Raw genomic sequence first — 24,880 nt, 5'->3', positions numbered from 1 at the left:
GTACCGCTGGTGTTCCAGTTGTTTCGCCAGAAGCATAGCTGGGTAGCTAAGTACGGAAAGGATAACCGCTGAAAGCATCTAAGTGGGAAGCCTCCTTAAAGATAAGTATTCCCTTGAAATTCCTTGTAGACTACGAGGTTGATAGGATGGAAGTGTAAGTGTAGTAATACATTCAGCTGACCATTACTAATAAATTGAAAGGTTTAAAAGTTAGGATGGATTCAAGACATTTTAATGAATTATGAATTTACTATTCAGTTTTCAAAGCACAAAACCCCGTTGGGGTATTTTTTTAATTCGAGAAAGTTATATAATAATAGTGTTAGGTATAAATTGCATTTATCTATGTTAAGTAAGCGAAAGGATATATGAAAAAATGAATTAAAAAATTAAGTCTATTTACAAGCATTGCTGCAACGACCGGTTTCGGGTTTTCTGTATCTATTAATTATGATCAAAATTTAGTGCGTGATATCTGAAAGTATGATAACATTCATTCTAAATTATGAAATAAACTAGGTGTTAAAGAAAGATCGAATAAAGAAGTTAAAATAGGAATCATAGACGATGGGGTTATTGATTTTAATATATTAAAATTTAATGGCAATACAACGGATAATGTATATCAGTCAAATCGTAAACTTAATTATAATTTGTTTGATATGTATTACTATATTAATGATATTTTTTCGCAAACAGAAGAAATATCAAACAATAACGCAAAAAGCGGCTATGTAAATTACAATAATGATTTAACGAGTACAGACGTGTATTATAAAATAAAAAATAGTGATAAAGGTGCTAAATACGAAAGATACGATGATTCATTTTTAAAGTCTTGACAAATAAATGGACATGCAACAAAAATTGCATCTATAATTGGTTCGGATTCAGGATTATTGAGAAATGCAAAATTTTATTCCACTTCTTTTCGTAGAATACAAAAAAAATCAAATTTAGAAATATTAAGATCAAATTTAGAATTTTTTAGAAAAAATAGAGTTAAATATATAAATTTAAGTTATTCTAATTTTTATGATAAAACTTTTTTTGATTTATATAATGCTATTTTAAATTTAAATTTTAGTGAAATAGCTACTAAAAATAAAAATTTTGAAAAAATAATTTCTATTGAATATCCCGATGAAGCTGCATTGCTTGATGAATATGCATATAAATATGATATGAAATTTTTTATATCCGCTGGCAATTCAAATGAATCAATACCAAAATGGTTAGATTTAATTCAAGAACTTATATATAAAAAGTTAAATTTAAATAATTTAAGTTCCCAAAATAAATCAATATTGGAAAAAACCAAAGAAATATTTAACGCTGAATTAGAGTTTTGGAAAAAACCATTTTCAATACAAAGATCAAAAAATACATTTATTATTGGTGCATATGATATAAATACTAACGAAGTAGAAAATTATTCAAATGGTACAATAAAAAAATTTGAAGACTCACCGTTAGGTTTGGGACCAGATAAATTTTCTGAGGAAACGCTACTTTTAGAACCAGATCCACAAAGCACATCGACTAAATTTGATGACCCAGATATTAACAAATGAGCTGGAACTAGTTTTTCAACACCTGTTTTACTTGCTTTATCTGCATTGCTTAGTGCTCTGAATAATTATGATTATGAAGTTCCGGAGCTGAAGGCAATTCTATTGGCTAGTTTTGATTTGGGTAAGTATGATAATTATGCGCCAAATGATATACCAAAAAATGTAGGTAGTGGTTTTATTAATTGAAAAAAAATGAAATATTTTTCTAAAAAAATCAAAAAGATAAAAGTAAAAGATTTGTATTACGCAAAAAATCAAGAAATGAAATTTACAAAAGAAGTTTCAGGTGATGGTAGATTTATTGCTATAGTTTCAAGTTTTAGTGATTTGCATAAATTAAGTAAAAAAGAGAGGGAAACAATTGATAAAAAAGAAATTGATCAACATATTAATATTATAAATACTAAATTAAAGGGTGATATATATGCAACACCGGAATGAACTTATAGACAATTTCATTTATCAAGTTACAGTGGAATAGGTAAAAATAATGATATTGATGATAACGCCACATCAACAAATAGATATATTTTACCTAATAAATGAACATCTCAGTTTTATCCCTTTCAATATTCTTTAACAATAAAATTAAAAAAAGATTATAATTGATACAACTTGTATTATGACTCTATTTATATTATTTTAGAAGATAGAGATGGAAAAGACGTTTATTTAAATAAATTATCAGTATAAGATTTTTATGAAGTGAAAATATAAATTTCTAACTATAATTTCATCTCTCTCTTTATTTCCTGTTGCTATTTCTTGTACTAATATTAATAATGATGAAATTAGAAAACTAAAAAGCAAATATCAAACAGACTCATTAATTTTATATAGTGAAAATTCAAATATATTTTTAAATCAAATAGATAGAAATAATAGCTATTTTAAAATTTTAAATAAAGATTCAAATTTTGATAGTAAAAATAGCTGAAGGAAAATTAAAACTGCTTATAATTTTAATTGAGATTATTCTAATTTAGAGAAATATTTAAACAAAAATATTATCATCGAATTAATTCCGCTTAAATATAATAAAATTTTAATAAATTTATTAATTTTAAGAGAACCAGATTTAGAATATGATCTTAGGAATAATCCTAATTATTCTAATAATGCACCTGCAGTTTACCCACAAACTTGATATCCTGGAGATCGTTTTGAATATATATATTATTATAAATTTGATTATTATAATGATAGTTATATAGATTCATTACAAATAAAAGACAACAACTTAATAATTGGTATAAAATATAAAGAGCGTTGATTAAATAAAGTTACCGAAGATAATAAATCACATAATGAATTTCCTTATATAGGATCTCGATATTATAAAGATTCTTTTATATCTATTTTATATTTTGATAAGTTTATTAAAAATGGTCTAGAAACATTTGAAAGATATAATGATTTCGGAAGCGCTTTCGGACCAGTTAGAAATAATAGCAAAAAAAATGTTTCTGTTTTAAAGTTATTACAAAAATCATATTTAATAGATACAAAAAGTTCTGAATTTAGCAATTTTAATTTAAATAAATTATCTGACACAAAAATTGAAATATTTTAAAAAGATACTATACAATAGTATCTTTTTTGTAAAAATAGATTAAAAAATTTGAAATAAAATTTTTAGTGGTATAATAATTTAGCAATTTATAAATGGGGGGGTAGCAAAGCGGCCAAATGCGGGTGGCTGTAACCCACTTTCTTAGGATTCGGGGGTTCGAATCCCTCCCCCCCCACCATTTAATGCCCCATAGCCAAGCGGTAAGGCATCGGGTTTTGGTTCCGACATGCGTTAGTTCGAATCTAACTGGGGCAGCCATATCACCTTAATTTTAAGGTGTTTTTTTATACCATTTATGCATGATATATAGCTAAAAAGTGTATAATAGACAATTATGAATAGGGAATTAGAAAAAATTACACCATTAGAACAAGATTTTGCTAAATGATATACAGATGTAGTTAAAAATGGTAATTTAATTGCTTATGGACCAACTAAAGGTTCAATTATTTTTAAACCAAATTCATACGGAATTTGGGAATTAATACAAAAGAATCTTAACAATATTTTTATTTCAAAAGGAATTAAAAATGTTTATTTACCTTTATTAATTCCAAAAAGTTTATTTGAATTAGAAAAAGAACATATTGTGGGTTTTAATCCTGAATTAGCAACCGTATTAATGGTGGGGGAGCGTAGTTTGCAAGAACCATTAGTAATCCGCCCTACATCTGAAGTTTTATTTGCTGATTTATTTAAAAAATCAATTAATTCACATAATGATTTACCTTTAATTTATAATCAATGGGCAAATGTGGTGCGATGAGAAAAAACTACTAATCCTTTTTTAAGATCACGTGAATTTTTATGACAAGAAGGGCACACATGTCATTCTGATGCGATGGAAGCAAGAAAATTTACAAGAGAAATGATTAGTACTTATGCAAAATTTTTAAAAAATTATTTAGCAATTCCTACAATTATTGGAAAAAAAACTCCTAAGGAAAAATTCGCGGGCGCTTGTTCAACCTATACTATTGAAGCAATGATGAAAGATGGCAAAGCATTACAAGCAGGAACTAGCCACTATTTAGCTCAAAACTTTTCAAAACCCTATAAAATAACTTTTAAAAATAAAAACAACGAGCAAGAATTTGTTTATCAGACTTCATGGGGAGTTTCTACTCGTTTATTAGGTGCAATAATTATGACACACGGAGATAACCGTGGAATAATTATTCCTCCCTACGTTGCACCAATTCAAATCGATATTTTAGAATTATTTGCAAAAAAATCAGAAAAGGTTTCAAATATTTCAAAACAAATATACCAAGAAATAAATAAAAAGTTTCGTGTAAATTTAGACAATAGTGATCGCAATCCTGGTTTTAAAGCATCAAATAGTGAAATCCAAGGGGTTCCACTACGTATAGAAATTGGCCCACGAGACGCAGAAAATAATGAGGTTACTTTTGTGCGTAGAGACACCTTGCAAAAATTTCAGGTAAAAATTATTGATGTTAAAAAAACCATTAGAAAAACACTCAAAGATATTCATGAAAACTTATATAAAACAGCATTAACAAGATTACAAAATAATGTTGCATATGTATATTCTTATGATGATTTTCAAAAAGAAATTAAAAAAGCCAAATTTGTTTATGCTCCATTTTGTTGCTTAGATCGAGCCGAAGAAGTTATTAAAGAAGAAACTGGAGCAACAGCAAGATGCATACCAATAAAATTATTTAAAAAACCACAACAGACTCATAAATGTATTTATTCAGATTGCCAAAAAGAAACAAATCGCTATGTCGTCTTTGCGAAAGCATATTAATAGACTAGGCAAATGTCTAGTTTTTTATATTATAGAATTTTATATAATTAATTTTGGAAAGGTAGTATGCAAAAAAAAAGAGTTGTTTTAGGAATGAGCGGGGGAGTGGATTCATCGGTATGTGCTTATTTATTACAACGGCAAGGTTATGAAGTTATTGGTTTATTTATGCGCAATTGAGATAGCGCAGTAAATAATGATTTTTTAGGGAATAAGGATTTAAATAATGAGATTTGTCCTCAAGAACAAGATTATAAAGATGCACAAAAAGTTGCTGATAAATTAAAAATCAAACTATATCGTATAGACTTCGTGGCCGAATATTGAGATAACGTTTTTGAAAACTTTATTTCCGAATATAAAAAAGGTCGCACACCTAATCCGGATATTTTATGTAACAAATATATTAAATTTGATAAGTTTGCTAAATATGCCTTTGAACATCTAAATGCTGATTATATCGCTATGGGTCATTATGCAAAAGTTGTAAATGGTCATTTATATCGTGCAAAAGATAGTCAAAAAGATCAAACATATTTTTTAGCACAATTAAATAGTGAACAACTCTCAAAAGTTTTAATGCCGCTTTCAGATTTAACTAAAACCGAAATTAGAGCATTGGCGCAGGAACTAGGTTTAGCAACAGCACAAAAAAAAGATTCGACTGGCATTTGTTTTATCGGAGAGCGAGATTTTACGAAGTTTTTACAAAACTATATTCCAGCACAAAATGGAGTAATTATAGATATTACTACTAAAAAAGAAATTGGAAGTCATGTTGGTTGTTTTTATTATACTATAGGACAGCGAAAAGGGTTGAACTTAGGTGGAATGTGCGAGCCATATTATGTATGTGGACGAGATGTTAAACAAAACATTTTATATGTTGCTCCAAGTAGTCAACCACATTTTTTAAAATCCAATAGCTTAGTTGCTTCTGGTTATACTTTTAATCATACAAAATATAATTTAAACAATTTATCAGCTAAATTTCGCTATCGACAAGATGATATTAAAGTATTTATACAAATATTAGACCAAATACATATAAAAATTAGTTACCCAAGCGGAGCATTAGCGGTAACGCCGGGGCAACAAATAGTACTGTATGATGGGGAGAAATGTATTGGTGGAGCAACAATTGATGAAGTTTTTTATAATGGGGAAAAATTGGATTATTTATAGGAGCAGAAATGAAGGCAGAAGAAGTAAGAAAAAAATGATTGGATTTTTTTGGTTCCAAACAACATTTTATTGTAGATTCTAAAAGTTTAATTCCACAAAATGACCCATCTTTATTATGGATTAATAGTGGTGTAGCAACATTAAAAGATTATTTTTCAGGTAAAAAAACACCACCAGCAAAGCGTTTATGTAATTATCAAAAATCAATTCGTACTAATGATATCGAGAACGTAGGTATCACAGCGCGTCATCATACTTTTTTTGAAATGTTAGGTAATTTTTCAATTGGTGATTACTTTAAAAAGGAAGCGATAGAATTTGCTATTGATTTTTTGACTAACTGACTAAATTTAGATTTAGAAAAACTTTATTTTACTTATTATTTTGAAGATTTAGAAACCAAAAATCTATGATTATCATACGGAATTAAATCGGAGCATCTAATAGCTGGAGATAAAAAAACAAACTTCTGAGAAGTTGGTTCTGGGCCATGTGGTCCAAACACAGAAATTTTTTATGATCGCGGTGAAAAATATGATAAGCGGGGAATTGAACTATTACAAAATGATATCGAGAACGACCGTTATATAGAGATTTGAAATATAGTTTTCTCAACCTATAATTCTGATGGTGAAGGTAATTATACTGAGCTAAAGCAAAAAAATATTGATACAGGTGCTGGTTTTGAACGTTTAGTTTCAATTTTACAAAATGCCCCAACTAATTATGATAGTGATTTATTTTTACCAATTATTAATAAAATCCAAAGTTACACAACTTTTGAATATAACACTCAAGCATATTTTAGTAAAGATGAGCAACAAAATCAGATTAATAGTTACTTTAAAATTATTGCAGATCACATGCGAGCTGTAGTTAATGCAATCGCAGATGGTGCCAAACCATCTAATGTAGGTCGTGGCTATATTTTACGCCGCTTAATTCGTCGTAGTGTTTATATAGCGATGCAATTAGGAATTTACCAGCCGTTTTTATATCAGCTTGTGGAAGTCATTAAGAATACACTACCTTATGAGTATGATTCAAAAACTGTAGCGGATGTTATTTTAGAAGAAGAAGAAATTTTTAATAAAACTATTGAAAATGGTAGGGATTTGTTAAAATCAGAAATTCAGCCTCATCAAAAAATTTTTTCAGGTGAAATAGCCTTTAAACTATTTGAAACTTATGGTTTTCCAATTGAATTAACTGCCGAAATCTTAGCGCAAGAAGGCATTGAGATAGAATATAAAAGTTTTGAATTAGCAAAGCAAAAACACTCTGAAATTAGTCGCAGTAAAAAAGTATTTGGTATGGATAAAGTGATTAATTCTTTAGCTTTGATTAAAGAAAAAGAAGATGTTTTTATCGGTTATACCAATACAAAAACAAAAACAGAAATTTTACACTTGTTAAATACCGAAACCGAAATAAGCGAAAGTAAAACAGTATCTTATGTGGTTTTAAAACAAACACCATTTTATGCAACTAGTGGTGGTCAAAAACATGATCGTGGTTATATGCTACAAAATAATAATAAAATTATTATTTTAGATGTTTTTAAAGATAAATTTGGAAATCATATTCACAAAGTTGAAGGAAAAATAAATAAATTTGATAGTGTACAATGTTTTGTTGATGAGAAAATACGTAATGGTTTAGAGCGTAATCATTCCGGCACACACTTGTTGTTTTGTGCGCTAAGACATATTTTAGGTCCACAAATCAAACAATTAGGTAGTGATAATAATGAAGAACGTTTAACTTTTGATTTACCAGCAGACAACAAACCAACAGATATCCAAATTAAACAAATTGAGCAATTGGTTCGCTCTTATATTAAGCAAAACGCTAATCGTAATTATTTAATTATGACTACCGATGAGGCAAAAAAAATGGGTGCTATAATGACTTTAGAAGAAGCTGAATATATGGATCCAAAGTCAGTACGAATTGTGCAATTCGAAGGGATTACTGCAGATTTGTGTGGTGGTACACACTTGTCAAACAGCGCAAAATTAGAAAATTTTAAAATTACAAATATAGAAAAAAAAGCGGCTGGTATATATAGAATTCGCGCAATTTCTTCAAACGTAACAGTTAATGAATACTTACAACAACGCAAAGATGCTTTATTAGAAGAGTTCAACAAAAATTTAGTTAAATTAGAAAAGCTTGATTCAGAATATCGAATAAGTTTAGACATTCCAGATGATTTAGAAGCTGCGATTGATTACATAAATGATATGATAGTGAAACTAAGAACTGATTTTGTGATAGTTACTAAGAAAAACGCAGAAAAACATGTCCTTAATTTAGATTCTTTAGAATTTGTAAGTATCAACAACAAACCAGTTTATCTAAATCAAAACATTAATTGCGCTCAAATTAAAACATTAGCATCGAGCATCCGCGAAAAATATCCAGATGCAATTGTCATTTTGACTTCTGACGACCCACAACCCATGCTGGCTATTGCTTCAAAAGTAGTTAATTCTAATTTTATAGCACAACAATTATTTACACAATTAAATGGTAAAGGCGGTGGTAATGCTATTTTAGCTATTGGTAAATTAAATACCAGAAAAGATTTTTCAGCACTACTACACAGCTTAAAATGAGAAAATTAGCTTTTGATTTAGGGACTAAATCTTGTGGTTTTGCTATAACAGATGAAAACGAAATAATCGCTAGCGGTTTAGAAAATTTTCAGATGTCAGAATGTGATTTTCATGCGGTTATTAAACGAGTTGAATATTTTTTAAGTATCTATCCTATCGATGGTTTTGTTATAGGGTATCCTTTAAAAATAAGTGGAGAGAAAAGTGAGCGCACATTAATGGTTGAGGAGTTTACAAAAATGCTAATTCAAAGATTTCAAATCCCATATATTTATGTTAATGAACAATATACTACTAAAAAAGCTGAAGCAACTTTAATTTCAGCAGGTTATACTAGACAAAAACGTAAACAATACAAAGACAAACTGGCGGCAGTTTTGATTTTGCAAGATTATTTAGATTACTATAAGCATAAATTTAATTATGTCATATAAAACAATTTTAATTATCTCTGCTATTGTTGTCTTCGTATTAGGAATTACTACATATATTGTAATTCAAATTTGAGTTCGTAGGTATCGTGCTAAATATGTGCGTAAGGCACAAGAAGAAGCATTTATAAAAGTACAATCAATGCGTAATGATATTGGGCAACTTCCGTTTGTTCTCAAAGATGAATTTCGTTCAAAATCTAATGATCTAGATATTGAAGGACTTATCAATACTGTATATCTAAATCATTATCAATCACTTTTAATTTTGTCTAAACGTGACTTATTTGCATTTGCTGCGGTAGTTGAAAAAGTTAAAACTACTGGATATTATTTAATTGATGAATTTGATTTTGAAAAATATAATCAAGTACGTAGAAAAATGCCTGAAGAATTTCAACAAGCTATTTTGCCTTATGATGACCAACCATTAGATTTTGTTTGTGTATTTAGTAGTAATTTAGATATTATGAGTATTTATCAAAAATATTATCAGAAACTAAATGAAAACGGAATGATTGCAATTTGTTTAAAGTTTTTTAAAAACCGTGAGGCCTATGATTTGGTGCAATTGTTAAAAAAGAATAAGATCCAACACGAAGTTTCATATATTAGTAATAAATTCTTATTTATTGTGAAAAAAAATATAAAATTAGAAAATAAAAATGAGGAGTAATATGGAAAACAAAAACATTATTTATTTATCTTTAGAAAAATATAATGAATATAAAACAGAATATGAAAGATTAATTAATATAGAACGTAAAGCGGTACAAGAAGCACTTAAAGAAGCTCGTGCGCAGGGTGACTTATCTGAAAATGCTGAATATGATGCCGCAAGAGAACGTCAAGGAATAGTTGAAGGTCGTATTAGTGAATTAGAAAACATTCTTGATAATGCTCAAATCATTGAATCAAATTCTGATAAAAATGATAATACTATAGGAATTAATTCGTTAGTATCTTTTTTGGTCTTAAATTCAAATGAACAAAAGTCAGTAACTATTACTGGTTCACATGATGCCGACCCATTTAAAGATAAAGTTTCTATGGATAGTCCACTAGCTGTTGCAATGATTGGAAAACAGCCTGGAGATACTGTTGAGATAGAAGCTCCAAATAAATATTTAGTGAAAATAATTAATGTAGAACATTTATAAAAGCCGTATTTTCTTACGGCTTTTATAAATAAAATTAAAGGAGAAAAAAATGCAAAAACACCCACATGTTAAGGAAATATTATTTACCAAAAAATTTATTGAAGATAAAATCAAAAATTGTGCTCAATGAGTGAATCAAACGTATCAAAATAGCAAGGATTTGATTATTGTCGGTTTATTAAAAGGTTCAATTCCTTTTTTAGCACAATTAATTAAAGATGTAACAATAGACCATAGCATTGATTTTATGACAGCAAGCAGTTACGCTGGTAGTAGTGAATCAAAAGGAAGTGTAAAAATTGTTATGGATTTAGCGCAAGATATTAAATATAAAGATGTTCTGATTGTAGAAGATATTATAGATAGTGGAATAACTTTGGAAAAAATTAGTGATATTTTATTAGCTCGTCAACCAAAATCGCTACGAATATTAACACTAATGGATAAACCTTACCATCGTAAAACAAAGATTCAAGCAGATTATTTTGGTTTTCAAGTACCGGATGCTTTTTTGGTCGGTTTTGGATTAGATTATAAGGAACGTCTTAGAAATCTACCTTATGTTGGAATTTTTGATAAAAAATATTTATAAAAACCAAAAACTGTAAAAATAGCTAAATTTTTATGCTTTTTTTAACTTTTTTGTTTTTTTATACAAAAATAGTTCTATAATATTATGGCTTTATAATATTAATATAACAAGGAGATTAATTATGAAGATGAAAGTAATTACCTTCAACGCTGAAGGAAAAGTTCAAGTAGTTGAAATGGATAAACCGAGAGTTCAAAAACCCACAGATGCTGTGGTTCGAATTACTAAAACAACTATTTGTGGTACAGATTTGCATATTTTAAAGGGTGATGTTCCAGAAACTCAACCCGGAAAAGTATTAGGGCACGAAGGGATTGGGATCGTAGAAGAGGTTGGTTCTGCTGTTTCTAATTTTAAAGTAGGAGATAAAGTTATTGTTTCTTGTATTACATCATGCAATAAATGTTTTTATTGTAAACGCGGATTGCCAGCGCACTGTCAAACAGGTGGTTGAATTTTAGGTCATTTAATTGATGGAACACAAGCTGAATATGTACATATTCCACATGCTGATGGTTCATTACATCATGTTCCTAAATCAATAGCAGATGATGCGTTAGTTATGTTATCAGATATCTTTCCGACATCGTTTGAAATTGGAGTACAAAATTCACACATTAAGCCAGGTGATACAGTTTGTATTATAGGGGCAGGACCTATCGGACTTTCTGCATTATTAACTACCCAATTTTATTCACCATCAAAAATTATTATGGTAGATCTTTCTGAATCAAGATTGCAATCTGCGATGAAATTTGGTGCAACACATGCAATTAAATCGGGCGATTTAGAGGAAATTAAAAATAAAATTTTAGAGATTACCGATGGAAAAGGTGTTAATGTTGCAATGGAGTGTGTCGGTTATCCAGCTACATTTGACATTGCGCAAAATGTTGTTGCAATCGGTGGACATATTGCAAACGTAGGAGTACATGGAAAACCAGTTAGTTTCGATTTACAAAAATTATGAATCAAAAACATTACACTATCAACTGGTTTAGTAAATGCTACTACTACCCAAATGTTATTAGATGTCTTTGAATCAGGAAAAATTGATGCTACTAAAATGGTGACACATCACTTTAAATTTTCAGAGATAGAAACTGCATATGATGTCTTTAAAAATGCAGGGGCTAATAAGGCACTCAAGGTAATTTTAGAAAACGACTGAAGTAAATAAGTAATTTAAAAACCAAAACTAATAAGGTTTTGGTTTTTAAATTACTAATTATTTCTGTAACTTATGTAATTGGTGCACCGCATTACGTGCTGCTTCTCATAAAACTTCACTAAAGGTTGGGTGTGGGTGAATTGTTGAAGCAATATCATAAATAGTAGATTCTAAATCCATTGCCAAAACAACTTCTGAGATCAAATCAGTTGCATGAGCTCCAATGATATGACATCCTATAATTTCACCAAATTCTTTATCAATAATGAATTTTGCAAATCCTTTTTCTTCGTGAGCCGCTAGCGCTTTACCAATGAATGTAAATTGGTGTTTTGCTACAATAAAGTCTTTTCCTTGTTCTTTGGCTTGTTCTTCGGTTAAACCAACAACAGCGATTTCCGGGTGAGTGTAAATGCAAGCGGGAACGGTTTTTGCTGAATATTTTATAGATTTGTTTAAAATATTTGAAATAGCAACTATAGCATGACGATAAGCAACGTGAGCTAACATTGATTGTCCGACTACGTCACCGATACCATAAACTCCCTCAATATTAGTTTTACAAAATTCATCAACCAAAAGTTGTTTGCGATCTCCCAATTTAATTCCAACTTCTTCTAAACCAAGTGATTCGGGTACTCTACCGACAGATACAAGCACCACATCTGATTTAATAGATTCTTCTTTTCCATCAACGGTATAGAAAATTTTACCATTTTCAAATTTAGTTGTATTTGCATTATGAACAACTGTAATATTAGATTCTTTTAAATCGTTTGTAACTTGTTTAATAATATCTTTATCAAGCATTGCGAGTACTGTGGGTAGGTTTTGTAAAATAGTTACTTTAGTTCCTGCGGCAGCAAAAACCTGCGCGAATTCAACACCGATAACTCCACCACCAATGATGGTTAGTGTTTTAGGTTGTTTTTGTAAATTAATTGCTTCTTTAGAAGTAATTAATTTACCTGATTTATATCCTTCATCAAATCCCGGAAGTGGAATTTTACGATCAGATGAACCGGTAGCAATAATTACATTTCTACCACGGTAGACTTTGTTTTCAACTTCGACTTCGTGTGCTCCGACAAATTTAGCTTTACCGACAATGGTTTTAACCTTATTCATACGCATTAGTGCTTGCACACCGTTAGTAAGTTGTTTTACTACACCGGCTTTTCTTTGATGCATTTTTTCTCAGTTAATTTTTACATTAACATCACCTTCTAAGCCAAAATCATGTGCGTGATTTACATAATTTAACACTTCGGTAGTTTTGAGTAATGCTTTTGTAGGGATACATCCCACGTTTAAACATACTCCGCCTCAAAACTCTTTTTCAATAATTAAGGTTCTTAAACCGGCTGCTCCAGCTTCTTCGGCCGCTAAATAACCACCAGGACCAGAACCGATAACAATAACATCAAATTCTTCTTCTACTTTGCCTGTAAATACCTTTCCGGTATCTTTAGTTGATGTATTTGTGGTTTTTGCAACTTCTGCATTAGTAGCAATGTTTTCGGTCGCAGCTGGTTTTTTAAATGCAGAGAGATCAAAAAGTTGATTTGATACTTTCACTTCACCAACTACAGAAGCGCCGCCACTTTCTTCGGTTTTTGCTTCTGGCTTACTTTCAACAACCGGCGCTTCTTCGACACTATTACCTGAACCATCATCAATGTAGTAAATTTCTTGACCAACGTGAATGGTATCACCAACCGCCATTAAAACTTTAATTATTTTTCCGGTTGCAGGTGAAGGTATGTCTGAAGTAACTTTATCAGTTTCAACAGAAAATAATGAATCTCCTTCGTTTACGCTATCACCTTCTTTTTTGTAAATTTCAGCAACCACACCTTCATGTAGTCCTTCACCAATATCAGCAAATTTAAATTTATGCATATTTTATAATACTCCTAAAATTTCTGGTTTTTCTAGTAATTCTTTAATTCTTGAAGCGAATCTACCTACTGTAGCTCCATCAATTCATCTATGGTCTGCTGAAACGGTTAGATTCATAATCTTGCCTGGAACAATTTGTCCGTTTTTAACTACTGGTTTATCAACAATTGCTCCGACTCCTGCTATTGCAAGCTCTGGGTAATTGATAACCGGAGTTCCGAACAATGCTCCAATTGATCCGTAATTAGTAATAGTGAATGATCCACCTGACATTTCGTTCGGTTTGATTTTTTTATCTCTTGCAGCTAATGCAAGTCTTACGATTTCTTTTCCTAAATCAACAATAGTAAGGTTTTGTGAATCTTTAACTACCGGAACCATTAAACCGGATTCAGTATCAACGGCAATTCCTAAATTAATTGTAGTTGGAAAAACAATTTCTCCGCTAGCTTCGTCGTATTTAGCAGCCAAGATAGGAAATTCTTTTAATGCAATAATGATTGCTTTTGCAATATAAGGTAAAAATGTGAGCTTAACTCCGGTGGTTTTTAGTACATCATCAACGATTAGTTTTCTTAAATCTCATAACCTAGTAACGTCGATTTCATTTACTAAACTGAAGTATGCAACCGAATCTCTTGAATTAACCATTGCGCGCGCGATAGCTTTGCGGATTGGTGTAATTTTTTCTCTGCGTCCATCTAATAAAACTGGTGTTGGTTTACTTGCAACATCAGTCGGTTTGCTTGTTGGTGCAACAGGAGTAGTTGTTGGTTGTTGTTTGAAGGCTAAAACGTCGTCCTTAAGTATTCTTCCTTGTGGGCCACTTCCGGTCACTTTTGTAATATCAATACCCATTTTGGCCGCCATTGCTCTAGCTAGCGGGGTTGAAATAATTCTTTGCATATATTTTATTCCTTTCTAGTTATTTAAAATTTGAATGAAATAACTTCTTTAATTTTTGCAACGATTTTATCACTATCAATTGCATGGTATTTCTCACCTCTAGCTAAAGGTACTGTAATGTCATAACCTGTTAATCTGGTTAATGGTGCTTTTAAAAATTCAAAAGCTTTTTCATTTACACGAGCAATAATTTCGGCTGATACAGAGAATGATTTAACTGCTTCGTGCACAACAAGCAATCTTCCGGTTTTTTTAACAGAATTTACTATGGTTTCAGTGTCAATTGGTTTAATAGTTCTTAAATCAATCAATTCTATACTAATTGACGGATCGGTTGTTATAATTTTTTTAATAGCTTCAAGCGAGTCGTGTACTTGTGCTCCGTAAGTTACCAAAGTTAAATCATTTCCTTCAATTAAAACATTTGCTTTACCGATTGGAACTTCATAAATTTCAGCTGGAATTTGTTGTTTAAATGAACGATATACTTTTTTGGGTTCTAAAAATACAACTGGATCTGGATCGTTAATAGCAGCTATCATTAAACCTTTTGTATCATAAGGAGTTGATGGCATAACTACTTTTAATCCTGGAATATGTGCATATAATGCTTCAATAGCTTCTGAGTGGTGTTCTAATGCACGAACTCCACCGGCCATCGGCATTCTAAGTACCATTGGAACGGTAAATCTTCCACGAGATCTATTTCTATATCTAGCTGCATGTGTCATTAATTGTTGAAAAGCCGGATATGAGAATCCCTGGAATTGCATTTCTACAATGGGTTTAAGACCGAAAATAGCAGCACCCACCCCAATTCCACACATTGCGGCTTCGGCGATTGGTGTATCCCAAACTCTTTCTATACCATATTTTTTTTGTAATCCTTCAGTAGCTCTAAAAACTCCACCTTCATAACCTGAATCTTGACCTCATAAAACAACGGTTGGATCTTTTTCCATCATTAAATCAATAGCATGTGTAACTGCACCAATGTTGTTTAATTCGACTACTTTCTTATCCATTATTTAGTCTCCTTGCTTGCATAATACGCAATTGCTTCTTGTTTTTGTTCTAATAATTCAGGTGTTAAATTTTGATATGTATGATCAAAAACTTCATCTAATGCTACATCAAGTTCTTCTAATGATTGTTGGTATGCTTCCTTAACTTGTAGCAATGCTTCATCTCAAATTTGTTTTTTTTGTTCTTCGGTTAGGAATTTTTTAGCGAATAAATAATTTTCAATGCGGTGCATTGGTTCTCATTTTTCGTTTTCTTTTTCTTGTTCGATGGTACGATAAATTCTTGGGTTATCTGAAGTGGTGTGTGGACCTTGTCTTCAAGTGATAAATTCCACCAAGACCGGACCATTCCCCTCTCTTGCAAATTCTACAGCTTCTTTCATTACTACATATGAAGCTAAAAAATCGTTTCCATCAACTCTAATTCCTGGAATACCTGCAGCAGCAGCTTTAGCTGCAATAGTTTCAGAACCAGTTTCTAAGTGTTCTGGAGTTGAAATACTTCATTGGTTGTTATTTACACAAAATACTGATGGTCATTTTCAAATTGCAGAAGTATTAATTGCTTCATAAAATTCACCCTCAGCAGTCCCGCCGTTTCCAACAAATGAAACAGAAACAACTTTTTTACCCAATAATTTAGCCGCATATGCAAGTCCTGCTGCATGTGAACATTGAGTTGCTATCGGGATGTTGATAGGTAATAAATTAATTCCTTCAGGAGTTTTACTTCCACGTTCGTTTCCATTTCAATAGAGCATTTGATTTTTAATTGGCATTCCCATATAAAGCATTGTTGCATTCGAGCGAAACGCAGGAACAAATCAATCATCTTTTTGTAAAGCCATTGCGGAAGCAACTTGTAACGCTTCCTCACCAAAATTGGGAGCAAAAGTTAGCATTCTACCTTGTCTTTGTAATTGAGTCATATATTCATCTTGTCTTCTTGAAAGCACCATAAATTTATATGCTTTTAATAGTTCTTCTTGAGATAATTTTGGTTCGTTTGTTTTGCCTTCTTTTGTTAGTTTTCCGTCGATGTCTAAAAAGCGAATAATTTCATCTTTAGAAAACATAATATTTCCGGGTTTGACAAATTTAAAAGCCATAAGAACTTCCTTTCTTTCATTTAAAAATGGAGTGTAAATAACTCCATTTTTGTAAATCTTGTTATTTATTATAATTTAAATTTAATGCATTTAAGATAGTTTGAATAACAAAGTTAAATGGTTTATTAAAGTGAGGTAAGAAGTAAAAGTCCATTAAAGCAATTTGTGGTAATGTTAATTTTTGTTGAATTGCTAATGATAACATATAAATTACTTAAGTATGGTTTGCCTCTTTTCCGAATGAACCGATTTGAGCACCAAGCAGCCTTAAAGTTTTTTTATCATATGTGATTTTTAATCATACTTTGTAGTGTTTGCGCATAAATTCTGGTCTATCATTATCCTCAAAATATTCTACAGCAAATGAATCTTTTAAAGTTTCATGTCTTGATGCAGCAACTTCTGAGAGTCCTGTGGAAGCATAATTAAATCCGAATACACTAATTGCGTTTGTCCCTGAATATCCAGGAAATGGAATTGATTCATTACCTGATAAGTGGAAAGCAGCAACAATACCAGTTTTAACGGCATTGGTTGCTAAAGCGATGTGTGCGTATTCTCCAGTTACGTTATTAATCATTGAGGCAGCATCACCGATTACATATATGTCTTTGTCTGAAAGTGATCTTTGGAATTTATCAACCTTGATCGCTCCGTTAGGAGTTTTTTCCACACCTTCAATAAGTTCTGTTTTAGGTCTAAATCCGATTGCTAAAATTATTAAATCAGCCTCGTATCTTCCCTTATCTGTAATAACTGCTGAAACTGTTTTTCCGTTTTGTGTTTCAAATTTTTGAACTTTCTCGTTTAAACGTAGTTTAACTCCGTTTTTAGTCATTTCTGCTTCAACTTTATCAGTAAATTCTTTGTCAAAGTAGTTAGGAACGATTCTGTCTTGCATATCAATTAAAGTTACATCTTTTCCATACTTATGGAATGCCTCAACAATTTCGACTCCAATATATCCGGCACCAATTACAACAACTTTTTTAACATCAGCAGATTCTGCTTTTGCTTTAATTTCTTTAGCGTGACTAAAAATTTTAGAAACTAAAATATTATCTAAATTAATGTTTTCAAATGGTGGAATAATTGGTCAAGTTCCTCCAGCATAAACTAATTTATCATAGTGATCTTTGAATGTATCACCTGTTTTTAAATTTTTTACAACTACATATTTTTCTGCTCTATTAATTTCTACAACTTCGTGCGAATCTTTAATATCAATTCCTAATCCTTTAAGTTGTTCAATGCTTGAGTAGAAAAGTCCGTCAGGTTTTGAAAATTCACCCCCAACTCATAACGCAATTCCACATCCTAAAAATGAAATATCTGTGTTTTTATCATATGCTACTAAATGAGCATTTGGAGCTACTTTCTTCATTGTTCTTAAAAATGAAGTACCTGCGTGGTTTGCTCCTACTGATATAATTTTCATAAGTTAAAATAACCTCCGTTTGATTACTAAATAAATTATAAACTTTTTTATTAAGTTTATCTTGCTTACTCTTAATAAAAAATTATTTGTTTGCTTGTAAAGCTGTAATTAAAATTGTATTATAAACATCTTCTATGCTTGAACCTCTTGAAAGATCGTTTACAGGTTCTGCTATTCCGGTTATAACTGGCCCGATTGCTCCAAAACCACCTAAGCGTTGTCCGATTTTATATCCAATATTTCCGGCATCTAAGTTAGGAAAAATAAAAACATTTGTTGTTCCTGAAAAAGCTTCTTTTTTGTATTTTGCATGTCTTATTTTTTCGTCAAAAGCTGCATCAAATTGAATTTCACCTATGGCTTTAATTTCGCTAATTTCATTAAATTTAGCTGTAGCTTCAACTACTAATTTTGATTCTTCACTAACCGCCGAACCATCGGTTGAAAAAGATAAAAATGACACTTTTGGATCAAAACCAAGACTTTTGGCAAATTCTGTTGCGTTTAGGCCGATTTCTGCTAATTGTTCGCTATTAGGTTTAATATTTACTGAAATATCAGAAAAAATGTATTTTGATGCTTCTTTATGCATAATCATTGCTGATGAAATGGTTTTGATACCTTTTTTAGGTCCAATCACTTTAAACGCAGCTCTTAAAATATCTGCGGTTGTGTAATTTAACCCACCTACAACTCCATCCACTTCTTTATTTTTTAGCATCATCATTGCAAAAAATGGTGCTGTTTGTAAGTTTTTTTGTGCCGATTCTAATGTTTCTTTACCTTTTCTTAGTTCAAAAAAATGGTTAGCAAATATTTGTTGTTTTTCTGCTGTCATTATCTCTTGTCTAATGCTTGGGGGCAATGAACCGTTAATTTTATTAACTAATAAAACGACATTTACTAATTGACTTTTTTCAACTAATTTAGCTGCTTCAACTGATCTTTGATCATCACCATCAATTAATAAAATAGTTTTTTTAGACTTAGTATTTTCGTTGTTTTTTAGAATTTTTAATTCTAATTCTTTTTGGAAATCCATCTTACTCCTTAAAAATATCATACGTTTATTATTATATTAAAGTTTTTTTAAAACAAATTATTTATAATAACAATTTATAAAATTCTTAAAATACTATAAATATTTATAAATATGTATAAAAACAACATTTTCACTATATAAAAAAGTATTTAAAGCACTTTTTTATATTTTTAAAATACAACTTTTATAAGTTTGTAAATGTAAAATTTATAGTGATATAATTACAAAATGAAAACACAATTTCAAAGTAAAACTAGCCAAGAATTAAATCTTTCTTTTGATCTTGAAATCTTGAATCATGAAAATAGAACTCTAGATATTAAAATTAATTCATTGTTAAGGAATATTCAATATGGAGAGAGTTTTTTTGACTGATTTGTTGAGGATTTATTATTTTTATTAGATAGTAATAGATATCAAAAACGTTGAGATTATGGTCAAATAAATATTTTAGGAATCAAAAATTTAAATTTACAGCCACAACAACAAGCAGAGTTTATAAAAGCATTTAAAAGTGTTACCAATTTTGATTTAGTAAACAAGGAGTAATAATGAAAATCTATATAAGTGAGCAAACTAGCCCATTTTATAATCTTCCACTTGAAGAGATAATGACAAAAGATGAAAGCAACACTGAAGATATTATTTATTTATATCAACACGCAAATGATGTAATCATAGGTAGAAACCAAAACGCATATAAAGAAGTTAAATTTGATGTTTTAGAAAGAGATCATATTGGTTTATATCGCAGATTATCAGGTGGTGGAGCAGTATATCACGATTTAGGAAATTTGAATTTTTCTTTTATTACATCAGATAAATCAGAACATAGTTATGAAAAGTTTTTAGAACCTGTCTTAAATTTTTTAAGATCCTTAGGATTGGATGCACAATTTAAAGGTAGAAATGATCTAGTAGTTAATGGAGCAAAATTTTCAGGGAATGCACAATTTATATATAAAAATAAAATAGTACATCATGGAACTATTTTATTTAATGTGGATTTGACTAGGCTTTCAACCGTGTTAAATCCCAGTAAATTGAAGATGGAATCAAAAGGAATTAATAGTGCAAGACAACGAGTAACTAATTTATTTAATGAATTAAAAGAAAAAATGACAATTGAAGAGTTTAAAAATAAATTCATTAGATTTTTGATGCAAAGATATAATGCAAAACTTCTAGAGATTCCACAAAAATATAAAGATCAAATTCCAGAATTACGAGCAATTCGATCGTCGCAAGAATGAGTTTTAGGTAAAAACCCGGAATTTTCATTTTATAGTGAAAGAAAGACTGATGGTGGGATTTTGCAAATTAGTGCAAATGTAAAAGAAAATAAAATTGCTGAAATAAAATTTGAAGGTGATTTTTTAACTTTATTAGGTACAGAACAAGTTGAAAACCTCTTATTAGGTGAGAATTTTGAAAAGCATAATATGTTATATAAATTTAAACAAATTCCAAACTTAGGTAACTATTTTGGTTCAATCACACCTGAAGAAATTGTTGATATTCTGTTTGGAGAATAATGCAAAGCAAAAAAATTCAACTTTTAAATGAAACTATTCATTATATTTTTGAAGATACAGGGAAACCAAAAGTGTTATTCTTACACGGATTTAATTCTGCATCATCTTTTGCAAACCAAGTTTATCAATTACAAAATCGCAACTATGATGTAGTTGCGATAGACTTCCCAGGGTGTGGTTTATCAAGTGCCCACTCCTTAATTTCGATTGAGTTTTACCAACAAATTGCGGCAGAATTCATTAGACAAAGTGGTTTTGATTTTAGTTTAGTGGTTGGACATTCTTTAGGTGGGGCAAGCGCTTTATACGTGCTTAATTGTGGATTAGTTTCAAAAGCGATTTTAGCAGCACCGCTAAATCATGAGATTTTTAGCGAGTTTCCCGCAAAACAAAGTTTAAAACTTTATGGTTCTAAAGCAATCGAGCGCTTAGGTAAGTGATTGTTGCCGCAAACATTTATCGAAGCATATGAAAGTTCAGATAATTTAATATACGAGGATAAAAATAACTACCGTAAGAACTTAGAAAAAATAGCAACTGGATTCTTAAATACTACTAAAAAAAAATATAATTTATTTAATTTTATGGTATCGAATCAAATTCTATCTATTAATTATTTGATGCAAAATATTAAGTCTTTATATGATGAAAACTTAAATTACGAATTTATTATAGGTTTAAATGATGTTTTTGTTCCGTATTTATCCATAAATTCATTAGCAAATAAATATAAAAAAGAAATGTTAGTTTTAGAAAATTGTGGCCATGCATTATTTTTTGAAAAACCTAACGAAGTTAATGAAAGAATAAATCAGGTCATTTTAGAACTTTTGGATTAGGAAAAAATGCTATATTTAGATTTAGGGAATTCACTTTTGAAAATTGGTTTTTTTAAAAATGATAATTTAATAATTAAAAAAATAAACATTAAACAACTTAACCAATTATTTTTAAAAACAGAAATTCAAAATCTTTTACATTTAAATTTTCATAAAGCAATTCTATCTTCAGTTAAGCCTGAAATGAATATTTTTTTTGTTGAGGTGTTTAAAAAACTTAAAATTAATCTTAAAATAATTTCTATTTTAGATTTTTCGGCAGATGATTTATTTTTTGACTCGAAAATTAATACCTCTGAAATAGGCAGTGATATTTTATTGACTTCTTATTATATAGCACAAAAGTATAAAAGTGGAATTGTTGTGTCTTTAGGAACAGCAACTGTTATAAGTAAGATTTATCATAAAAAACTACTTGGAGTAATAATTTCACCAGGAATAGAAAAAAGTCTTTTAGCGCTTTTTTCTAATACCTCACAAATTTCAAAAATTGAGTTAAATTATAACATCTCATTTAATTTAGCTACAAACACAACCGACGCTGTTTCGTTAGGGATTATTAAAGGAAATAAATTAATGATAAATTCTTTTTTAAAAGAAATTAATTCAGAGAATTTAAAAGTTTTTTATACTGGCGGAAATTTAAGATATTTTAAAAATGAAAATTTAACCAATATAAAAGAGGAATTAGTTATTCAAGGACTTATTGAGTTTTCAAAAAATAAAAAACTTTTTTAGCTATATGACTTTATAAAAAGGAAAATTAATATGAAAAAAATACATAAAATGCTTGCGATTATGTTGACTAGCACTATAAGTAGCATAACAGCTATTTCATGTGTTGATAGTGTGTCTAATTCTAAAAACACTAAGATAGATGACATTCATAACAAAACATCTAAAACAAAAAAAGATGACGCAAGCAAAGCAGAAGATTCTGAAATAAATAACGAACAAACACAAGAAAACAAACAAAAAAATTTGGGGATTAAATCTCTTGAAGTTGTAAATTCCAATAATTCATATAAATTGATAATTCAGCTTATAGATAAGTTGGATGACTCAGTTTTACATGGTGATATTAGATTAAAAATTGTAGGTTTTCCGGTTTTGTTTAATAAATCAGATTATAATCAAGAGAGTAAAACGCTTAGTTTTGATGTAACAAACCTAGCAAGTTATAATGATTCAAATAAAGATAACGAGTATGGTATTGAGTATTTATTTATCAATAACAAAAAAATCACTACTAATTTAAAATTTATTCTAAAAAAAGTAAATACAGAAAGTGCTAATACGGAATCAAATTCTAACAATACAGGTCAAACAGGGGGGGGCTTCTCAAGTAAAACAACCTACAGATTCATCTAATAACTATTCAAATAATAATAATAAGTTGATCTCAGAAGTTCCAACTCTGCCTAAAGATTTTAAATTTCCTGTATTTGATCCAAGTAAAAATAATCAATATCCTGAATACGCAAAAGAATACCAAACAGTAGATAGAAATGTTATTTATAAAGAAATTTTTGATCGTAGTTTTGCAATAAAGTTTGGTATTGGCAAAAAGATAAATAATACTGACAATGATTTTAGATCAACCGGTACTGGAACTGCATGATTGTTAGACTATTATAAAGAAAATGAAAATAAGTATAAATTGTTTTTTGCCACAAATTTACATGTCGCTTCTGATTTATCAAATACATTAGATGATGCTCTGGCGGAAAAATTAAATTATCAAGATCCAAGAAATATTCGTGCTAACTCAATTTCAATTGGAAAAGCTTCAAAAAGAGAAAATTTTGATGTTCAAACAAACAACTATAAATATCAATCAAATCAAGCAAATAACGTGCATTGATATACTTCTGAATCTAAATTTACTGATGCAAATAAATCAGATTCAGGTGCTTCAGTTACTACTTTAACACAAGGTATTAGTGCTCCAAAATTGATCTTTGCTGGTTTTGATTTTATTAAACGAGAATATATTCAACCATTACAAGCAGAATTAAGAAAAAAAGCTCAAGAATGATTAAAAACTGCTGCTCCCGGTGATGAAGATGATGAAGGTTCAGAATATAATATTATTAAAAAACAATTATTAAATTCAGAAACATTTTATCCTTTTTATACTGATTTTGCAATATTTGAAATTGATATTGATATGTCTAATATGAATGAAACAACAAAAACATCATTTAAAGATGCGATTAATGCTGTAGATTCATATATTCAAAGACTATCAGACACACCTAAGTTACCAAATCAAGATAAATCAATTTCAAAATATATGCAAACAACAGACTATATGACTGCATATTTCGAAAAATATTCAACAAATAATCAAAACTTATGAAATTCTAAGCAAGTCTATATTGGTGGCTATCCACAACTTACCACTGATGGGATGGCTACTTGAAGTATCAATAATCCAAACCAAAGAACATCAACTACAGAAAAATATAATACCAGAGGTTTGACTAACGATAAACAATTTGCTTTACCATCAAATAGTTCGGAAGAGAAGATTACTACTGGTAATTTTAATCCGTATGGAAAAGCGCAAGGCAGATTATTGGGTGATTATTACGGTTATAACTATTCAATTTGATTTTCATCACTATATTATGGTGCTTCTGGGTCAGTAGTTTATAATGAATTTGGTCAAATTATTGGTATTTATGATAGTGTAAATAGTTCAGTGGAACCAAATGATTTGTCTAAAATTGCTGGTTTTGCTCCTTTGCTGTTGGCTAAGGATGTTGCAAGAAATAATGTTGTTTTAAAGGCTTACAATTTAATTGATGGTAGTGATAAAAGTAAATATCCTGCACAAACAGCGTCTTATCGTGAAAATTTAACCAAGATTTATCCGAACGGTTTCGATAGAAGTAATGGTGGAAATTCATTCAAAACTGCACTATTTCCTAACGGTTTCAAGATCCAAAATTCTTAATAGAAAAATCGTTTAGTACTTATATATGGTCTAAACGA

General features: G+C 29.8%; 21 protein-coding genes, 2 tRNA genes, 1 rRNA gene and 1 pseudogene. 19 read left to right on the top strand and 6 right to left on the bottom strand.

Annotated features, from left to right (window positions below):
* The 13 genes from BCF59_RS02830 to BCF59_RS02770 all read left to right on the top strand — a co-directional run.
* A 23S ribosomal RNA gene (locus tag BCF59_RS02830) occupies positions 1-211 on the top strand; the annotation flags it as partial.
* 157 nt (positions 212-368) lie between these two features.
* On the top strand, positions 369-2,267 hold the full coding sequence (locus BCF59_RS02825; RefSeq protein ID WP_134111048.1) for a S8 family serine peptidase: 1,899 nt from the start codon (positions 369-371) through the stop codon (positions 2,265-2,267).
* 7 nt (positions 2,268-2,274) lie between these two features.
* Positions 2,275-3,147: a hypothetical protein gene (locus BCF59_RS02820; protein ID WP_134111046.1), complete on the top strand. Its 873-nt coding sequence runs from the start codon at positions 2,275-2,277 to the stop codon at positions 3,145-3,147.
* A gap of 94 nt (positions 3,148-3,241) precedes the next feature.
* A tRNA-Tyr gene (locus BCF59_RS02815) sits at positions 3,242-3,325 on the top strand.
* Positions 3,326-3,330: 5 nt separating this feature from the next.
* Positions 3,331-3,405: transfer RNA gene (locus BCF59_RS02810), tRNA-Gln, on the top strand.
* A 76-nt stretch (positions 3,406-3,481) separates the two neighbouring features.
* Complete coding sequence (proS, locus tag BCF59_RS02805) at positions 3,482-4,924, top strand: proline--tRNA ligase (RefSeq protein WP_134111044.1); 1,443 nt, start codon at positions 3,482-3,484, stop codon at positions 4,922-4,924.
* Positions 4,925-4,990: 66 nt separating this feature from the next.
* On the top strand, positions 4,991-6,109 hold the full coding sequence (mnmA, locus tag BCF59_RS02800) for a tRNA 2-thiouridine(34) synthase MnmA (RefSeq protein ID WP_134111042.1): 1,119 nt from the start codon (positions 4,991-4,993) through the stop codon (positions 6,107-6,109).
* Positions 6,110-6,117: 8 nt separating this feature from the next.
* Positions 6,118-8,739: an alanine--tRNA ligase gene (gene alaS / locus BCF59_RS02795; protein ID WP_134111040.1), complete on the top strand. Its 2,622-nt coding sequence runs from the start codon at positions 6,118-6,120 to the stop codon at positions 8,737-8,739.
* Positions 8,727-9,164, top strand: coding sequence for a Holliday junction resolvase RuvX (ruvX, locus tag BCF59_RS02790; protein ID WP_134111038.1), 438 nt, complete (start codon positions 8,727-8,729; stop codon positions 9,162-9,164). The genes alaS and ruvX overlap by 13 nt, the downstream gene beginning before the upstream one ends.
* Positions 9,154-9,837 carry a BC85_0335 family putative methyltransferase gene (locus BCF59_RS02785; RefSeq protein WP_134111036.1) on the top strand — a complete coding sequence of 228 codons (684 nt, stop codon included), beginning with the start codon at positions 9,154-9,156 and terminating at the stop codon, positions 9,835-9,837. Before ruvX ends, BCF59_RS02785 begins: the two co-directional genes overlap by 11 nt.
* 1 nt (position 9,838) lies before the next feature.
* Positions 9,839-10,321 carry a transcription elongation factor GreA gene (gene greA / locus BCF59_RS02780; RefSeq protein ID WP_134111034.1) on the top strand — a complete coding sequence of 161 codons (483 nt, stop codon included), beginning with the start codon at positions 9,839-9,841 and terminating at the stop codon, positions 10,319-10,321.
* Positions 10,322-10,370: 49 nt separating this feature from the next.
* Positions 10,371-10,913 (top strand): hypoxanthine phosphoribosyltransferase, encoded by a 543-nt coding sequence (gene hpt, locus BCF59_RS02775; RefSeq protein ID WP_134111032.1) that lies wholly within the window; start codon positions 10,371-10,373, stop codon positions 10,911-10,913.
* A 121-nt stretch (positions 10,914-11,034) separates the two neighbouring features.
* Complete coding sequence (locus BCF59_RS02770; RefSeq protein WP_234851423.1) at positions 11,035-12,093, top strand: zinc-dependent alcohol dehydrogenase family protein; 1,059 nt, start codon at positions 11,035-11,037, stop codon at positions 12,091-12,093.
* Positions 12,094-12,141: 48 nt separating this feature from the next.
* Here BCF59_RS02770 and lpdA read toward each other — a convergent pair whose 3' ends face one another.
* The 6 genes and pseudogenes from lpdA to BCF59_RS02740 form a co-directional block, all read right to left on the bottom strand.
* Positions 12,142-13,986, bottom strand: coding sequence for a dihydrolipoyl dehydrogenase (gene lpdA / locus BCF59_RS02765; RefSeq protein ID WP_134111030.1), 1,845 nt, complete (start codon positions 13,984-13,986; stop codon positions 12,142-12,144).
* 3 nt (positions 13,987-13,989) lie between these two features.
* Positions 13,990-14,892, bottom strand: coding sequence for a 2-oxo acid dehydrogenase subunit E2 (locus BCF59_RS02760; RefSeq protein WP_134111028.1), 903 nt, complete (start codon positions 14,890-14,892; stop codon positions 13,990-13,992).
* A gap of 23 nt (positions 14,893-14,915) precedes the next feature.
* Positions 14,916-15,917, bottom strand: a complete 1,002-nt coding sequence (locus BCF59_RS02755; protein ID WP_134111026.1) for an alpha-ketoacid dehydrogenase subunit beta — start codon at positions 15,915-15,917, stop codon at positions 14,916-14,918.
* On the bottom strand, positions 15,917-17,026 hold the full coding sequence (pdhA, locus tag BCF59_RS02750; protein ID WP_134111024.1) for a pyruvate dehydrogenase (acetyl-transferring) E1 component subunit alpha: 1,110 nt from the start codon (positions 17,024-17,026) through the stop codon (positions 15,917-15,919). Before pdhA ends, BCF59_RS02755 begins: the two co-directional genes overlap by 1 nt.
* 61 nt (positions 17,027-17,087) lie before the next feature.
* Positions 17,088-18,464 (bottom strand): annotated as a pseudogene (locus BCF59_RS02745) (FAD-dependent oxidoreductase).
* Positions 18,465-18,546: 82 nt separating this feature from the next.
* Positions 18,547-19,506 (bottom strand): phosphate acetyltransferase, encoded by a 960-nt coding sequence (locus BCF59_RS02740; protein WP_134111023.1) that lies wholly within the window; start codon positions 19,504-19,506, stop codon positions 18,547-18,549.
* Between the two features lie 228 nt (positions 19,507-19,734).
* Between BCF59_RS02740 and BCF59_RS02735 the strand changes: the two genes are divergently transcribed.
* Genes BCF59_RS02735 through BCF59_RS02710 form a run of 6 tightly spaced genes read left to right on the top strand, consistent with a single transcriptional unit; the run spans position 19,735 to position 24,842 of the window.
* Positions 19,735-20,055 (top strand): hypothetical protein, encoded by a 321-nt coding sequence (locus tag BCF59_RS02735; RefSeq protein ID WP_134111021.1) that lies wholly within the window; start codon positions 19,735-19,737, stop codon positions 20,053-20,055.
* 2 nt (positions 20,056-20,057) lie between these two features.
* A complete protein-coding gene (locus BCF59_RS02730) occupies positions 20,058-21,041 on the top strand; it encodes a lipoate--protein ligase (protein ID WP_134111019.1) in 984 nt (327 codons plus the stop codon).
* Positions 21,041-21,880 (top strand): alpha/beta fold hydrolase, encoded by an 840-nt coding sequence (locus BCF59_RS02725; RefSeq protein ID WP_134111017.1) that lies wholly within the window; start codon positions 21,041-21,043, stop codon positions 21,878-21,880. Before BCF59_RS02730 ends, BCF59_RS02725 begins: the two co-directional genes overlap by 1 nt.
* A gap of 6 nt (positions 21,881-21,886) precedes the next feature.
* Positions 21,887-22,618 carry a type III pantothenate kinase gene (locus tag BCF59_RS02720; protein ID WP_134111014.1) on the top strand — a complete coding sequence of 244 codons (732 nt, stop codon included), beginning with the start codon at positions 21,887-21,889 and terminating at the stop codon, positions 22,616-22,618.
* Between the two features lie 30 nt (positions 22,619-22,648).
* Positions 22,649-23,251, top strand: a complete 603-nt coding sequence (locus tag BCF59_RS02715; RefSeq protein ID WP_134111012.1) for a hypothetical protein — start codon at positions 22,649-22,651, stop codon at positions 23,249-23,251.
* Positions 23,169-24,842, top strand: coding sequence for an MIP family Ig-specific serine endopeptidase (locus BCF59_RS02710; protein WP_166666798.1), 1,674 nt, complete (start codon positions 23,169-23,171; stop codon positions 24,840-24,842). The genes BCF59_RS02715 and BCF59_RS02710 overlap by 83 nt, the downstream gene beginning before the upstream one ends.
* The last annotated feature ends 38 nt before the right edge of the window (positions 24,843-24,880 follow it).

The organism is Mycoplasmopsis mustelae, assembly GCF_004365095.1.
In the GTDB taxonomy this organism is placed as follows: Bacteria; Bacillota_I; Bacilli_A; order Mycoplasmatales; family Metamycoplasmataceae; genus Mycoplasmopsis; species Mycoplasmopsis mustelae.
The sequence above is the reverse complement of the archived record's forward strand: the minus strand, read 5'-3'. Positions and strand labels throughout refer to the sequence as shown.